This window comes from Hymenobacter coccineus (genome assembly GCF_001816125.1).
Taxonomy (GTDB): domain Bacteria; phylum Bacteroidota; class Bacteroidia; order Cytophagales; family Hymenobacteraceae; genus Hymenobacter; species Hymenobacter coccineus.
Window position 1 is genome coordinate 1 of record NZ_MDZA01000166.1, and the last position, 16111, is coordinate 16111.

The following is a 16111-nucleotide window of genomic DNA, read 5'->3' on the forward strand; positions in this document are numbered from 1 at the left end:
GCCAGTGGGGGCCCCGGGATGGGCAGCGCCGCCGCGGGGGCCCCGGCGGGCAGCTCGGCCAGCACCCAGGCCACGGCGGGGGCGGGGGCGGCGGCCGGCCACAGCGCAGGCATGGGCAGGGCCGGGTAGGCGGCGGCAAACAGCAGCGCAAACGCCAAGTACGCCCGGTTCAGCGTGAAAAACGTGAGCGGGCGCAGCAGCCCGAAGTAGGCCGCCGCAAACAGCAGCAGCACCGCGTGGGCCTTGAGCAGGTAGAGCAACGGCGCGGACAGCATGGCTACTCGGCCTTTTTGTCGCCGCCCTCGATGAGGCGGAGAATGTCTTGCAAATCGGCGGCGCTAACCTTCTCCTCCTTGGCAAAGAAGGACACCAACTCCTTATAGGAGCCGCGGAAATGCTCCTTCACCAGGGCCCCCAGCGAGCGGCGCTGGTAGTCGTCGGCCGATACCAGGGGGCTGAAGCGAAAGGAGTTGCCGAGCTTTTCGGCGTGCACGTAGCCCTTGCGCTCCAGGTTGCGCAGGGTGCTGGCCAGCGTGGTGTAGGGCGGGCGCGGGGCGGGCAGGCCGTCGAGCACGTCCTTCACGAAGGCCCCGCTGGGCAGGGGCCACAGGGCGCGTAGGGCATCTTCTTCGGGTTGGGTGAGGCGTTCCATCAAGTTGAATTACGATTGTTTCGTAAATCTACGAAACAATCGTAATAGATGTTCTGCCGCGCCGAAAATATTTTTTTACCGCTGGTTAGCCCCGTTTCCCGAACACTCTGCTCAGCGCGCCTTACCCCCGGCGCCATGCGCACGCGCCGGGGCCTCAACGGCTCCCTCCTAACGGCTACTTTAAGTGGCGGATCTGCTGACCGCATCTTGGCTTTGTTGCTGCGCGTACAGCCACGCCACGGCCGCGCCCTCGTCGCCGAAAAAGGCCACCGCGAACGGCCGGCCCTCGTAGTCCCCCACGTCGGCAAACCCGGGGCCCTCCCGTATGGCCTGGTGCAGGGCCGGGCTGGTGAGGTAGGCCACGCACAGTTGGGGCCCGAGCCGAAGGGCCATGGCGGGGAAGTACTCGCTGAGCAGCCACGCGGTGGTGGCCGGGTCGTTGGCAGTGCGGCGGCGGATGTCTTGCAGCCAGTAGCGGCAGTCGGCGGCGTGGGCGTGGGCCGTCAGGCGCTCATAAGCGGCGGGCAGGGCCGCTGGGTCGGGCTGGTAACCCCAGCGGCCCACCAGAATGCCGAGGTCGGCGCGGTGCACGATGTCGAGCAAGGCCTGCGAATCGGGTATAGACATAAAAATAGATAAAACAGGATAACGAAAATGGGGCTTCCCCAAAGCTAGTGTAGGGCCGCCACCGGGCCGGCCGCGTCCGCGGTGGCGGCAGGGTACTTGCGCAGCGTGCGCAGGGCCAGCACGGCGCTGGCCAAGGTGAGCACGGCCCCCAGCGCAAACGGGGCCCCAGGGAACTCAACCGCCGCGCCGGGCCCGGTAAAGACGGCAAACAGGTGCGTCATGAACAGGGGCCCCACCACGCCGGTGAGGCTGATGAGGCTGGTGAGGGCCCCCTGCAACTCGCCCTGCTCGGTGGCCGGCACCTGGCCCGAAATGGTGCCCTGCAACGCCGGCCCCGCGATGCCGCCTAAGCAGTACGGCACCAAAAAGGCAAACATCATCCAGCCGCGCGTGGCGAAGGCAAATAGCACAAAACCAAGCGCGTAGCACAGTAGCCCCACCACAATGGCGCGCGGGGCCCCCAGCTTCGGGATGGCCACCCGCACCAGCCCGCCCTGCACCAGGGCCGTGAACAAACCCACCGCGCCCAACGAGTAGCCCACCAGCTTGGTCCCCCAGCCAAACTTGTAGATGGTGTAGAACGTCCAGATGGACTGCGTGGCCGAGCCAGCCAAGTAGATGAGCACCAGCGAAGCCACCAGCCCCAGGATGACCGGGTAGCGCCCCAGCCGCAGCAGCGAGGACACGGGGTTGGCGCGGGACCAGGCGAAGGGCCGCCGCCGGTCGGCGGGCAGCGACTCGGGCAGCACGAAGTAGCCGTAGCAGAAGTTGACCAAACTCAGGACCGCCGCGGCCATAAACGGCACCCGGGGCCCCCAGGTGGCCAGCACCCCGCCCAGCGCCGGCCCGATGATAAAGCCTACCCCAAAGGCCGCCCCCACCAACCCGAAGTTCTGGCTGCGCTTTTCGGGCGTGCTGATGTCGGCGATGTAGGCCGTGGCCGTGGTGAAGCTGGCCCCCGTGATGCCCGCCAGCACCCGGCCCACAAACAGCCAGGCCAACGTGGGCGCGAAGCTAAGAAACACGTAATCAAGCCCCAACCCTAGCAACGCGGCCAGCAGCACCGGCCGCCGCCCCAGCCGGTCGCTTAGGGCCCCCACCACCGGCGCGCACAGAAACTGGGCCCCCGCGTAGGCAAACGACAGCCACCCCGCGTACACCGACGCCCGGCTGATGCCCTCGCCCGTGAGCTGCTCGAGCAGCTTGGGCAGCACCGGAATGATGATGCCAATCCCAATGACGTCGATGAGTATGGTGACGAAAATAAAACCCAGGGCGGCGGGACGGGGCGAAGAGCTAGGAGCGGGCATAAGCGGCGAAAAGACCCGCAAAAATAGCCGCTCCGCCCCCGCCGTTGCATTTTTTCGCGCTGATACTCACCGTTTCGGGTCGTCCACCGCACCAATTGCGCACATTTTGCGGCTTTTCTTAAAATTTGTATTACCTTTGTATTACAAACAGTGCGGGGTGGAGCAGTTGGTAGCTCGTTGGGCTCATAACCCAAAGGTCATAGGTTCGAGTCCTATCCCCGCTACCTAAAAGGCCGTTTTCCGACAGGAAAACGGCCTTTTTTTGTTATTCGATTCAGCTAGAAGCCAAGGGGTTTGCCAGCGGCCGAAAGGTCCTGCTTGCTTTTGGCGCTAATAGAAAAGGCCGGGGCCCCACGTGGGGCCCCGGCCTTTTCTGTTGGCGGGCCAACTCCTTACGGATTGGTGCTCCACATGCCGGCTTCCTTGATGAAGATGCGGCGGTTGAGCTTGAGCTGTGCCACCATGAACTCAGCCAGGTCTTCGGGCTGCATCACTTTTTCGGGGTTGCCGTCGGTGAGGCCGCTGCCCATGGCCAGTTCCGTGGCCACCGTGCTCGGCGTGAGGGCCGACACGCGGATGTTCTGCTTGCGCACCTCCTGCATCAGCGCCTCGGTGAGGCCCAGTAGGGCAAACTTGCTGGCGCTGTAGGCGCTGCTGCCCGCCGAAGCGCGCTGCCCCGAGGTGGAGGCCACGTTGATGATGTCGCCCGTTTGCCGCTCCAGCATGCTCGGCAGCACGGCGCGCGTCACGTAGTACACGCCCATCAGGTTCACCTGGATGATGTGCTCCCAGTCAGCCGGCTCCATCTCGAGGAACTTGGCGAAGGTGCCGATGCCGGCGTTGTTGATGAGGATGTCGATGGGCCCCAGAGCCTGCTGAATCTGGGCCACGGCGGCTTCCACGGCGGCGCGGTCGGCCACGTCGGCGGCGGCCACGGCGGTTTTCACGCCCAGGGCTTGCAGTTCCTTGGCTACTTCTTGCAGCTGGCTTTCGGTGCGGGCCAGCAGGCCCACGTGCACGCCTTCGTGGGCCAGGGCCACGGCCGTGGCGCGGCCGATGCCTTTGCCGGCGCCGGTTACCAGGGCGATTTTTCCTTTGAGGGATTCCATGTTTTTGTTCGTTTAATAGGGCCCCGTATAACCGTGGGGGCCCCCAGGGGTTTTAGGGCTTCACCTTGGCGCGCCAGGGCCCCACGCGGGGCCAGCGGCGCGCGCTTTCTTTGCGCATGCCCTATTCCACACTACTTTTCGACTACGACGGCACCCTGTGCGACACCCGCCAGGCCATTTACCACAGCCTCCAGCAAGTATTCCGCCTGCACCGCGCGCCGGTGCCCACCACGGCCGCCCTTGATGAAGTGGTGACGCTGGGCCTGCCCACCCTCGAAATCCTGAACCTGCTGCACCCCACCGGCACCGACGCCGACGTATCGGCCTGGGTGCCCGCCTACCGCGCCATCTACGCCGCCGAGGGCGAACCGCTGGTGCAACCCTTCGCCGGGGCCCCCGAAGTGCTGGCCGAGCTGCAAGCCGCCGGCTACGGCCTGGCCTACGTCAGCAACAAGAACATCGTCACCCTGGGCACGTCGCTCGACCGGCTCGACTTGCGCCGCTACGCCTCGCTCATTGTGGGCGAGGGCAGCTTTCCTGGCCGCGCCTTGGCCCTCAAGCCAGCCCCCGACATGTTCTACGAAGTAGTGCAGCCACACTTCCTGGGTACGCCTGCCACCAACATGCTAATGATTGGCGACACGCCCTCCGACTTACTTTTCGCCCGCAGCGCCGGCGTGCCGAGTTGCTGGGCCGCCTACGGCTTCGGCGACGCCGTTACCTGCATGGCCCTGGGGCCCCAGCACCACATTAGCGACGTGCGCGACGTGCTGGATTTGGTGGAATGAGTGAATATGCACCCAGCTAGCGCTTTATCTCCTAATCTATTTTAGATTTAACGTATGATAACTCGCGCTAAATTGATTCACTCCTGCATCCTACAGCCTAGTTTATAAATGCCAACTTCTATGTGGAATATTTTTCGTAGGCCTACCCTTGGGCTATTAACAAGCAGCCTTGCGATAATCTACAGTATTCCAGCCTTTCTCTACTCGTTAACATTAAAAGGTGGCGAGAGTCTTATAGCATTATTATACATCTATTTATTTTTAGCTGCTGTAGTTACTATCATGATTGATAGACTACTGATTGATAAATTCAGAAAAATATTAACAGTCAGTATATTAGAATTAATACTATTTGTATCTGCATTTTTATTAATATCAGCAAAATTCAAGTATGATAGCAGAAAGGCAATTATAAACATTTTGAATAATAAAAGTGACTACACAATTATTATAAAAGATAGTAGCGGTTTCAAAGCCGATAAATTCACTAAAAAGGACTTGTTTGATAAACAGTTAAACTTTGTTGACAACACAGGCATAATTTATTTGGATGGCAAAAGCTTGTCAGAATACACTATTGAAATTCAAGGTGTGGGAATTAGTCAAACCACTCATAACGGTTACAAGCCAGAATACAATTATGACTGGGAATTTATTTATGACAGCAGTAAGTATAATTACAGTGATAAAAAAATTGACAGCTTGGTCCAAGTTAGCTTAGGACCCAAGGTAAGCTTGCACAATCCCGATTTCCACGGTTTTTAATTATTACAATAAATAAAAAATCACAGACAAGTACGCCGTGCAGCACCGCACGGCGTACTTGTCTGTGATCTTAAGAAACAGGACTAATTATTTCACGCAAACATGCCCACCGCGTTCTTGCTTGGCAGTGCCGTCTGCCCCGTTAGGAACAAGTCGATTTGACGGGCGGCTTCGCGGCCTTCGGAAATGGCCCAGACGACCAGCGACTGGCCGCGGCGCATGTCGCCGGCCACGAACACGCTGGGCACGCTGGTTTGGTAGGTGGTTTCGGGCGCTTTCACAAGGCCATTGGCGTCCACGGCTACGCCGAGCTGGGCCAGCACGCCCTCGTAGGGATTGGCTTGGAAACCCATGGCCAGCAGCACCAGCTCGCAGGGAATTTCGCGGGTCGAGTTTGGCACTTCTTCTGAGGTGAGGCGGCGGCCCATGGCGTCGGTTTCCCAGGTCACGTCGCTCACTTGCAGGGCCCTAACGTGGCCGTTTTCGTCGCCCAGAAACGCCTTGGTGCTGATGCCCCAGTGGCGCTGGCAGCCCTCTTCGTGCGAGCTGCTGGTGCGGAACACCGTGGGGTAGTGCGGCCAGGGTGTGTGGGCCGGCCGCTCGTTGGAAGGCTGGTTCATGAGGGCGAACTGGGCCACGGCGGTGGCCTGCTGGCGGTTGGCGGTACCCACGCAGTCGGAACCCGTGTCGCCGCTGCCAATCACCACCACGTGCTTGTCCGTGGCCAGGATGTCGGGGCCCTGGACGGGGATGCTGCTCACGCGGCGGTTTTGCTGGCCGAGGTAGTCCATGGCGTAGTGGATGCCGGCCAGTTCGCGGCCGGGCAGCGGCAGGTCGCGCGGGGCAATGGCGCCGCCGGCCAGCACCACGGCGTCGAAGCTGCGCTGGAGCTCGGCGGCGGGCAGGTCGCGGCCCACTTCCACGTTGCAGCGGAACGTGATGCCGTCCTTTTCCATCAGCTCGATGCGGCGGTCAATCACCCATTTCTCCAGCTTGAAATCGGGCACGCCGTAGCGCAGCAGGCCCCCGGGCTGCTCGTCGCGCTCGAACACCGTGACGGTGTGGCCGGCCTTGGCCAGTTGCGCGGCCACCGCCAGCCCGGCGGGCCCCGAGCCCACCACGGCCACCGTTTTGCCGGTTTTCAGCACCGGCGCGGTGGGGTGCACGTAGCCTTTCTCGAAGGCAATTTCGATGATGTGCTTCTCGATTTCCTCGATGGCCACCGGCGTGCTGTGGATGCTCAGCACGCAGGCCGACTCGCAGGGCGCGGGGCAGATGCGGCCCGTGAACTCGGGGAAGTTGTTGGTGGTGGTGAGGATCTGGTAGGCGTCCTCCCAGTCCTGCCGGTACACGGCCTCGTTGAACTCAGGGATGATGTTGCCCAGCGGGCAGCCCGAGTGGCAAAACGGGATGCCGCAGTTCATGCACCGGGCCGCCTGCTGGTGCAGCGCCTCGGGCGGGTACAGGCCGATGAACTCCTGGTAGTTGGTGGTGCGCACCTGCGGGGCCTCCTTGGCGGGCAGTGCGCGCTCGAATTGCTTGAAACCGGTGATGTTGCCCATTGCGGGGATTAGTTGAAATTTTAAAGGATTGTCATTCCGAACGCAGTGAGAATCTGGCTTCACCGCCTGAGGGAGCAGTCATCAAATTCCTCACTGCGTTCGGAATGACAATGATTTATTTAATTAATAGGGCCCCTAGCCCGCGGCTTGCAGCTGTGCCCGTTGCAGCACCTTTTTGTATTCCGAGGGGAACACCTTCACGAAGCGGCCGGTTTCTTCGGGCCAGTTGGCGAGCAGGAAAGCGGCTTTGTCGCTGCCGGTTAGCTCGTGGTGGCGGCGCAATAGGGCCTGGATTTGGTCTTCGTCGTCGGCCGTGAGGCCTTCGAGTTCCACCATTTCCAGGTTGCAGTTTTCGGGGAACACGCCGTCGGGGTCGTAGATCCAGGCGATGCCGCCGCTCATGCCGGCGGCGAAGTTGCGCCCGGTTTTGCCCAGGATGAGGGCCCTACCGCCGGTCATGTACTCGCAGCCGTGGTCGCCCACGCCTTCGACCACCGCCGTAGCGCCCGAGTTGCGCACCGCGAACCGCTCGCCAGCCTGCCCGCGGGCAAACAGGGCCCCGGAAGTGGCGCCGTACAGCGCCACGTTGCCGATGATGATGTTGTTCTCGGGCACCAGCTTGCTTTCCGGCGCCGGGAAGATGGCCAGCTGGGCCCCGGAGAGGCCCTTGCCCACGTAGTCGTTGGCTTCGCCGGCCAAGCTGAAGGACAAGCCTTTGACCGCAAACGCCCCGAAGCTCTGCCCCGCCGAGCCTTTGAACCGGAAGTGGATGGTGCCCTCGGGCAAGCCAGCGGCGTGGTAGCGCTTCGTGATTTCGTTGGAGAGCAGCGTGCCCAGCGTGCGGTCGGTGTTGCGCACGTCGAACGAGCCGAATACCAGCCGCTGGTAGTCGAGCGCGGGTTGGGCCCGGGCTAGCAGCTCCCAGTCGAGTACGTCGGCGATGCCGTGGTCCTGGTCTTCGCTCTTATAGAGGGTGGCGCCGGTGGGGTTGGGGGCCGGGTAAAGCACACCGCTCAGGTCAACCTGCTTGGCTTTCCAATGGCCGATGCCGGCCTTGCGCTTGAGGAACTGCGAGCGGCCCACCATCTCGTTCACGGTACGGAAGCCCAGCGAGGCCATGATTTCGCGCAGCTCTTCGGCCAGGAAGCGGAATAGGTTGACGATGTGCTCGGGCTGGCCGGTGAACAGCTTGCGCAGCTCAGGGTCTTGGGTGGCCACGCCCACGGGGCAGGTGTTGAGGTGGCACTTGCGCATCATCACGCAGCCCCCGGCGATGAGGGCGGCCGTGGCTACGCCCCACTCCTCGGCCCCCAGCAGGGCGGCCACGGCCAGGTCGCGGCCGGTTTTGAGCTGGCCGTCGGCTTGCAGCACCACGCGGCTGCGCAGCTGGTTGCGCACCAGCGTCTGGTGGGCTTCGGCCAGGCCCAGCTCCCAGGGCAGGCCCGCGTGGCGGATGCTACTGAGCGGCGAGGCCCCGGTGCCGCCGTCGTAGCCCGAAATCAGAATCACGTCGGCGTGGGCCTTGGCCACGCCGGCCGCGATGGTGCCCACGCCCGCCTTGCTCACCAGCTTCACGTTGATGCGGGCGGCGCGGTTGGCGTTTTTCAGGTCGAAAATCAGCTGGGCCAGGTCTTCGATGGAGTAGATGTCGTGGTGGGGCGGCGGCGAAATCAGGCCCACGCCGGGCGTGGCGTGGCGCACCTTGGCAATCCACTCATCTACTTTGTGGCCAGGCAATTGCCCACCCTCGCCGGGCTTGGCGCCCTGGGCCATCTTGATTTGCAGCTCGTCGGCGTTGGTGAGGTAGTGGGCCGTGACGCCGAAGCGGGCCGAGGCAATCTGCTTGATGGCCGAGCGCATGGAGTCGCCGTTTTCCATCACCTCGAAGCGCATGGGGTCTTCGCCGCCCTCGCCGGTGTTGCTCTTGCCGCCGATGCGGTTCATGGCAATGGCCAGGGTGCTGTGCGCCTCGTGCGAGATGGAGCCAAACGACATGGCCCCGGTAGCGAAGCGTTTCATAATCACCTCCGCCGGCTCCACTTCTTCAAGCGCAATGGCCTCGCGGTGCTGGGCAAAGTCGAGCAGGCCCCGGATGCTGAAGGCCTGGCTGGGGTGATCGTTCAGCAGCTTGGCGTAGCGCTGGTAGGTGGCGTAGTTGTTGGTGCGGGTGGCGAGCTGGAGCAGGTGCACCGTTTCGGGGTTGAACATGTGCGCCTCGCCGCGCCGCCGCCACTGGTAGAAGCCGCCGTCGCCGAGCACCTCAGCCTCGGGCGGCGTGTTGCTGCGGAAGCCCTGGAAGTGCTTGTACAAAGTCTCGCGGGCAATCTCGTCCAGCCCCAGGCCTCCAATGCGCGTCACGGCCCCGGTGAAGTAGCGGTCCACCACTTCCTGATTGATGCCCAGAATCTCGAACACCTGGGCCCCGTGGTACGAGAGCAGGGTCGAAATGCCCATCTTGGAGAAAATCTTCAGCAGGCCGTCGTTCACGGCCTTCACGTAGTTTTTGATCAGCTGGGGGCCCTCCAGGCGGGTTTCAAGGCGGCCATCCAAGTGCGTAGTTTGGATGGTGGCCAGCGCCAGGTAGGGGTTGATGGCGGTGGCCCCGAAAGCCAGCAGGCAGGCAAAGTGGTGCACTTCCCACACGTCGCCGGCCTCCACCACGAGGCCCACGGCACTGCGGCGGCTGAGCCGAATGAGGTGGTGGTGTACCGCCGACACGGCTAGCAGCGACGGGATGGGCGCGTGCTCCGAGTCCAGGGCCCTATCGGAGAGAATCAGTACCTCGAAGCCGTCGTTCACGGCGTCCTCCGCGTAGCGGCACAAGCGGGCCAGGCCAGCTTCGAGCGAGCCGGGCTTGCCGTCGGCCTTGAAGTAGGTCTGGAGCGTTTTGGCGTGGAACAGGCCGGTGTCGATGCTGCGCAGCTTTTCGAGCTGGTGGTTGACGAGGATGGGGTGGCGCAGGGCCACGCAGTGCCCGTGCATCTTGTCCTCGTCGAGGATGTTGCCGTTATTGCCGATGAAGGTGGCCAGGCTCATCACCAGCCGCTCCCGAATGGGGTCGATGGGCGGGTTCGTAACCTGCGCAAAGAACTGCTTAAAGTAGCTGCTCAGGTGCTGGGGCTGGTCGGAGAGCACGGCCAGGGGCACGTCCACGCCCATCGAGCCAATGGCCTCCTTACCCTCCAGGGCCATGGGGAGGATGACGGTTTCGATGTCCTCGCGGGTGTAGCCGAAGGCCTGGTGGTACTTGAGCACGGCCGCCGCGCCGAGGTCCGAAAACACCTGGCGGGGGTCCTCCAGCTCGTCGAGCCGGATCTGGTAGTTGCGCAGCCAGTCGCCGTAGGGCTGGCGGCTGGCGGCCTGGTGCTTGATTTCGGCGTCGGTGATGATTTCGCCGGCCACGGTGTCCACCACGAACATCTTGCCCGGCTGCAAGCGCCCTTTCTCCAGGATGATGTCCTCCGGGATGGGCAGCACGCCCGCCTCGGAAGCCACCAGCACCCGCCCGTCGTTGGTGACGACGTAGCGCAGCGGGCGCAGGCCGTTGCGGTCGAGCATGGCCCCCACGAGGCGGCCGTCGGTGAAGTTGAGGGCCGCCGGGCCGTCCCAGGGGGCCATGAAGGTGGCGTGGAACTCGTAGAACGCCTTTTTCAGCGGGTCCATCTGTTCGTTGCCGTCCCAGGCCTCGGGCACCAGCATCATCATCACGTGGGGCAGGGCGCGGCCGCAGTGCAGCAGCAGCTCCACAATGTTGTCGAGGCAAGCCGAGTCCGACTGCCCGGCGTCAATCACGGGCAGCAGCATCTCCATTTCCTCGGCCGTGAAGTAGGGCGAGGCGTAGGTTTGCAGGCCGGCGTAGAACCAGTTCAGGTTGCCGCGCAGGGTATTAATCTCGCCGTTGTGGGCCAGGTAGCGGAAGGGCTGCGCCAGCCGCCAGCTTGGGAACGTGTTGGTCGAGAAGCGCGAGTGAATCAGGCCGAAGGCCGTCGTCACCCGCTCGTCGGTGAGGTCGGGGTAGTAGCCGCGCACCTGGTAGGTGGTAAGCTGGCCTTTATATACGATGGTCTGGCACGAGAACGAGGCGAAGTACAGGTCGTCGAGGCCCCCGGGCAGCACCTCCTTCACCTTGTGCACAATGAGGCGGCGCAACACGTAGAGCTTGCGCTCGAAGTCTGCGGTGGTGGCCACGTCCACGGGCCGGGCCACGAACACCTGCTCCATCACCGGCTCGCCGCTGAGGGCCGTGACGCCGATGCCGGCCGGGTTCACGGGCACCGGGCGGTAGCCCAGGATGCGCAGGCCCAGTTGCTGCGCGGCCGCGTCGATGAGGCCCCGGGCGGTGGCGCGGGCGGCGGCGTCCTTGGGCAAGTAGGCCTGGCCCACGGCGTAGGCCCCGGGCTCGGGCAGCTGAATGTCGAGGGCCAGGCACTCCTCTAATAGGAACCAGTGCGGGATTTGCAGCAGCAGGCCCGCGCCGTCGCCCGAGTCGTGGTCGCAGCCGCAGGCGCCGCGGTGTTCCATGTTTTCCAACATGGTCAGCGCGTCCACCACCATCTGGTGCGACTTGCGCCCGGTGATGGACGTGATGAAGCCCGTGCCGCAGGCGTCGTGCTCAAACTCCGGGCGGTACAGGCCCGCCGAAGCAGCGTTGTGGTCAACCGTCATGCTATTGTTAGTTATTTGATTGTCAAATAGATGCCGCCCTGCTTTTCGTTGGCCCGGGGCCCCTGGGGGCCCCGGCCGGTGTGCCCGGGTTGCCCCAACGGATGGGGTGGCCAAAGCACTGCGCGTTAAAGTATTACAAAGCGCGGTTTTCGCCTAATCAATTTTTTACTAGTTTACTATTTCTAAAGTACCGTATCGAGCCCCAAATGCCCCGGGCGGCGTACCCTGGGCCCCAAATCCGTAAGCTGGTCCGTGCTGTTATTTCCCCGATGACCCCTTCCCTTACCCCCGCTCCGCCCGCCCGGGCCACCATGTGGAGCCCCCTGGCCTACCACGTGTTCCGGGCCGTGTGGATTGCATCGCTCGCCTCCAACGTGGGCACCTGGATGCAAAACGTGGCCGGCGTGTGGCTCGTGACCACCCTCACCACCTCGGCCCTGCTCGTGGCCCTGATGCAAACCGCCACCAGCCTGCCCGCCTTTCTGCTGAGCCTGCCCGGCGGGGCCCTGGCCGACCTGGCCGACCGCCGCAAGCTGCTACTGGGCACGCAGGGCTTCATGGCCGTGGTGGCCACCCTGCTGGGGGCCCTCACGCTGGGCGGGCAGGTGTCGGCCTTCGGGGTGCTGGGCTTCACCTTTTTACTAGGCATGGGCTCGGCGCTGAACGGCCCAGTGTGGCAAACCGTAACCACCGAGCTGGTGCCGCGCCCGGTGCTGCCCTTCGCCATCACGCTGAACGGCGTGAGCAACAACATTGCCCGGGCCATTGGGCCGGCGCTGGGCGGCGTGGTCATCGCCTACTACTCGCCGGGCTGGGTGTTCATGCTCAACGGCGTGTCATTCCTGGGCACATTCGCGGTCATCTACTTCTGGAAGCGCGACGCTGAGGAAAGCCAGGGCCCCGCCGAGCACTTCCTGGGGGCCCTGCGGGCGGGCATGCGCTATGTGCACTACGCACCGCCCATTCACGCGGTGCTGGTGCGGGTATTTGCGTTCGGGTTCGGGGCCAGCGCCATGTGGGCGCTGCTCTCGGTCGTCATCGCCCGCAAGCTGCACCTGAGCGCGGGCCACTACGGCAGCATGCTCTCGTGGCTGGGCGCCGGGGCCGTGGCGGGCGCCTTTCTGATGGGCCGGGCGGGGGAGCGCATCAGCCTCAACCAGCGGGTGCTGCTGGGCGGGCTCACCTTCGTGGGCACCAACCTGAGCCTGGCCTTCATCGAAAATACCGCCGTGCTGGGGCCCATTATGTTCGTGTCGGGCACGGCCTGGCTCATGGCCATGACCAGCTTCAGCACCACCGTGCAGCTGAACGTGCCCAAGTGGGTGCAGGCCCGGGTGGTGAGCATCTATATGCTGCTGTTTCAGGCGGGCATGAGCCTCGGCAGCCTGGCCTGGGGCGAGCTGGCCGACTACTTCAGCCCGCAGGTGGCCCTGTGCGCGGCCGCTGGCTGGATGGCCGCCAGCGCCCTGCTGGCCTTCCCCTACCCCCTTAAAGCGGCCGACAATCTCGACCTCGACCCCGCCGAGCCTTGGCTCGACCCACCCGTGGCAGACGGCCCCGCCGACCCCGACGACGGCCCGGTGGTGGTAATGATTACCTACCGCATTGACCCCGCCGACTGGGCCGCCTTCCAGCCGGTGGCCAACCGCCTCTCGCGCCTGCGCCTGCGCGACGGAGCCCTGCGCGCCGGCGTGTTTGCCGACCTGGCCGACCCCGCGCGCATCACCGAGTTTTTCACCGTGGCCACCTGGGGCGAGCACCTGCGCCAGCACCACCGCTTCACCCGCGACGACCAGGCGGTGGAGGAGCAGGTGCGCCAGTACCACCGGGACCCCGAGCCGCCCCGCGTGGCGCACTTCCTGGCCTTCCCCACGGCCATCAACGTGCCCGTGGAAGTGGCCGCCCCTTACCCCAACGTAGAACTAACTCACTAATTTTTGGCACATGCTTTGAGAACACCCACCTTAAGTGCAGGTAAAAGTTTAATAATAACAATTTCTTGCATTAATATCTACTTACACATATATTTGTTCTTAATTAGTTAAAAATATGCACTGAAACGCTGGGAATAGGTATAATACATTTTCACCTCAGGATAAATCCTGTTTTTTAAATATTATTATTCCAATTAAAATTCCTACGCAACGGGTTGCTTTTATGAAATTTACAATTAGATATACATTAAGTCATAATTGGTGAAGCTAATCGGGCTTCCACTCCGTATGTGCCCCCGAGAACCGCATAATAAATTGATACCGGGCACGAACACCCCGCTATACCGCTACTTATCCCTGTTAATATGATCCTCTACGAACGCCGCACGCAAGTCAATCAGATGATTCTGTTGGCCGCCGATGTCCTACTTATTTTTGGAGCTTTCCGCTTCGTTGAATTCCACCACCGTGGCGACTGGCAGTTCGGCGGCGACTACCCGTTGTTCTTCGCCGTTTTCGCCTTGCTGTGGTGGATTGTGGCGGGCCAGGTCACTAACCCCACCTCACTGGACCGTCTCACGACGTACTCGGAGAAATTCTGGGCCCTGGTGCTGGCCTTGCTGATTCACGCGGTGGTGCTCACGGCAGGTATTTTGCTGCTGCAAGTGCGGCTGTTGCCCATTCGCTACATCGTGCTGCTGTACGCCGTAGCTGGTACGGCCGTGGTGAGCGGGCGCCTGCTGGTGGCATTCTTCTACCGCACCTACCGCTACCGGCTGGCCCGGCCCCACAGCCGCTTCGTGATTGTGGGCGCCAGCCGCAGCGGCCGCGAAATGCACCAGTTCCTGACGTTGCACGACCCGGTAGCCAACCAGTTCCTAGGCTTCTTTACCGACGAGCCCGTATCGGCCGACCTCCAGCCATTGGTGCGCGGCGGCTTGGCCGACCTCAAGAATTTTTGCGAGCAGGAGCAGGTCGATGAAATGTACTTCGCCATGCCCCTCAACGAGTCCGATCTGATTTCGGACTTGTCCACTTTTGCTGACGACCACTTCATGGCCTTCCGCATTTTGCCCGACTTCGAAGGCACCCTGCACAAGGGCGTGAACGTGCACTACCACGGCCGGGGCCCCATCCTCACGGTGCGCCGCCACCCGCTGGCGTTCCGCACCAACCAAATTGCCAAACGCGGCTTCGACCTCGTGTTTTCGGGCCTGGTTATCGTGGGCGTGTTCCCGATTTTACTACCCATCCTGGCGCTGATCATCAAGCTGGATTCGCCGGGCCCCGTGTTCTTTAAACAGATGCGGCCGGGTAAGCGCAACAAGTTATTTCCTTGCTACAAGCTGCGTTCCATGAGCACGACTACGGGCGGTACCGAGCTGCAGGCCACCAAGGGCGATGCCCGGGTAACGCGCGTGGGCCGCTTCCTGCGCTCGTCGAGCCTCGACGAGATTCCGCAGTTCTTCAACGTGTGGCTCGGCCACATGTCGGTGGTGGGCCCGACCCAACATGGTGTCGCAGTTGGAAGAATACTCCAAGCACATTCACACCTACGCCCAGCGCCACGCCGTGACGCCCGGCATCACGGGCCACGCCCAGGTGAACGGCCACCGCGGCGAAACCCGCGCCGCCGGTGCCATGGAGAAGCGTGTGGAGTACGACCTGGAATACGTGGAGAACTGGTCGCTGCTGCTCGATATAAAAATCATCGGCAAGACGGTGTGGAACATGGTGGCCGGCGAGAAGAATGCGTACTAAATAGTCAGCCATAAGCAATCAACGGCAAGGCAACTGCTTGTTATTTGAAAGCATATAATCCTATTACTTAGTATTTTAATTCTAGCTATTTAATTACGCCTGCCCCTTATTTTAGCGCTCATGTTATCGACGCAAACTGTTATTGATTCCCCCATCACCACGGGGCCCTTTGAGGAATTTGTAGACCGCATCCTGCAACTGGGAGCGGCCCGCCAGTCAGCCTACGTGTGCTGCGCCAACGTGCACATGGTAGTAGAAGCCCACCGCGACCCCAGCTTCCGTAAGGTGCTGGCCGAGGCTGACCTCGTGACCCCCGACGGGGGACCCGTGGCCAGCGTGGCCGGCTGGCGCGGCGGCCACCCCCAGGAGCGCGTGGCCGGCATGGACCTGGTGCCCGCCCTGATGGAAGAAGCCGCCCGCCGCGGCCAGTCGGTGTACTTCTACGGCACTACCGACGACGTGCTCGCCGCCATTGTGAAGCGGGCCAAGCGCGAGCTGCCCACCCTGCGCCTGGTGGGCACCTGCGCCCCGCCCTTTCGCGCCCTTACCCCCGAGGAGGAAGCCGCCCACGTGGCCGCCATCAACGCCGCCGACCCGGACCTGCTATTTGTGGCCTTGGGTTGCCCCCGGCAGGAGCGCTGGATGGCCGCGCACCGCGGCCAGGTAAAGGCCTGCATGCTGGGCGTGGGCCAGGCATTTTTGGTGTACGCCGGCTTGGAGCAGCGCCTGCCCGTGTGGGCCCGCCGCCTGTGGATGGAGTGGGCCTACCGTCTCTGGCTGGAGCCCCGCCGGCTCTGGAAGCGCTACCTGGTCACTAACTCGCGCTTCCTTTTTATGCTAGCCCGCACGTCGCTAGCCAAGAAATAACCAAGGCGTTAAGAAGACATAATAAAAAGGGCGGGGAGGCCCGGAGCAGCAGTAGCTGCCCCGGGCCTCCC

11 protein-coding genes, 1 tRNA gene and 1 pseudogene are annotated in these 16111 nt (G+C 62.8%); 6 read left to right on the forward strand and 7 right to left on the reverse strand.

Annotated features, from left to right (window positions below):
* From BEN49_RS11005 to BEN49_RS11020, 4 genes and pseudogenes are all read right to left on the reverse strand, one after another.
* Positions 1-275: pseudogene (locus tag BEN49_RS11005) on the reverse strand (hypothetical protein); the annotation flags it as partial.
* A 2-nt stretch (positions 276-277) separates the two neighbouring features.
* Positions 278-652 (reverse strand): BlaI/MecI/CopY family transcriptional regulator, encoded by a 375-nt coding sequence (locus BEN49_RS11010; RefSeq protein WP_070743238.1) that lies wholly within the window; start codon positions 650-652, stop codon positions 278-280.
* A gap of 180 nt (positions 653-832) precedes the next feature.
* Positions 833-1279: a hypothetical protein gene (locus BEN49_RS11015; RefSeq protein WP_070743241.1), complete on the reverse strand. Its 447-nt coding sequence runs from the start codon at positions 1277-1279 to the stop codon at positions 833-835.
* A gap of 44 nt (positions 1280-1323) precedes the next feature.
* Positions 1324-2589: a TCR/Tet family MFS transporter gene (locus BEN49_RS11020; RefSeq protein ID WP_070743244.1), complete on the reverse strand. Its 1266-nt coding sequence runs from the start codon at positions 2587-2589 to the stop codon at positions 1324-1326.
* A 151-nt stretch (positions 2590-2740) separates the two neighbouring features.
* Between BEN49_RS11020 and BEN49_RS11025 the strand changes: the two genes are divergently transcribed.
* Positions 2741-2813, forward strand: a tRNA-Met gene (locus BEN49_RS11025).
* A gap of 168 nt (positions 2814-2981) precedes the next feature.
* On the opposite strand, the gene BEN49_RS11030 is transcribed toward BEN49_RS11025, so the two are convergent.
* A complete protein-coding gene (locus BEN49_RS11030; protein ID WP_070743245.1) occupies positions 2982-3698 on the reverse strand; it encodes a 3-ketoacyl-ACP reductase in 717 nt (238 codons plus the stop codon).
* 116 nt (positions 3699-3814) lie between these two features.
* Between BEN49_RS11030 and BEN49_RS11035 the strand changes: the two genes are divergently transcribed.
* Positions 3815-4486 (forward strand): HAD family hydrolase, encoded by a 672-nt coding sequence (locus tag BEN49_RS11035; protein ID WP_070743247.1) that lies wholly within the window; start codon positions 3815-3817, stop codon positions 4484-4486.
* Between the two features lie 120 nt (positions 4487-4606).
* On the forward strand, positions 4607-5251 hold the full coding sequence (locus BEN49_RS11040; protein WP_125916748.1) for a hypothetical protein: 645 nt from the start codon (positions 4607-4609) through the stop codon (positions 5249-5251).
* Between the two features lie 92 nt (positions 5252-5343).
* On the opposite strand, the gene BEN49_RS11045 is transcribed toward BEN49_RS11040, so the two are convergent.
* Both BEN49_RS11045 and gltB read right to left on the reverse strand, forming a co-directional pair.
* A complete protein-coding gene (locus BEN49_RS11045; RefSeq protein WP_070743256.1) occupies positions 5344-6813 on the reverse strand; it encodes a glutamate synthase subunit beta in 1470 nt (489 codons plus the stop codon).
* 135 nt (positions 6814-6948) lie between these two features.
* The gene (gltB, locus tag BEN49_RS11050; RefSeq protein WP_070743259.1) at positions 6949-11478 is read right to left on the reverse strand and encodes a glutamate synthase large subunit; all 4530 of its coding nucleotides are present in this window, start codon (positions 11476-11478) and stop codon (positions 6949-6951) included.
* A gap of 269 nt (positions 11479-11747) precedes the next feature.
* On the opposite strand from gltB, the gene BEN49_RS11055 reads away from it, so the two are divergent.
* The 3 genes from BEN49_RS11055 (at position 11748) to BEN49_RS11065 (ending at position 16040) form a co-directional block, all read left to right on the forward strand.
* On the forward strand, positions 11748-13412 hold the full coding sequence (locus BEN49_RS11055) for an MFS transporter (RefSeq protein ID WP_070743262.1): 1665 nt from the start codon (positions 11748-11750) through the stop codon (positions 13410-13412).
* Between the two features lie 365 nt (positions 13413-13777).
* A complete protein-coding gene (locus tag BEN49_RS11060) occupies positions 13778-15187 on the forward strand; it encodes a sugar transferase (RefSeq protein ID WP_070743265.1) in 1410 nt (469 codons plus the stop codon).
* Positions 15188-15293: 106 nt separating this feature from the next.
* A complete protein-coding gene (locus BEN49_RS11065; protein WP_070743268.1) occupies positions 15294-16040 on the forward strand; it encodes a WecB/TagA/CpsF family glycosyltransferase in 747 nt (248 codons plus the stop codon).
* Positions 16041-16111 lie beyond the last annotated feature (71 nt).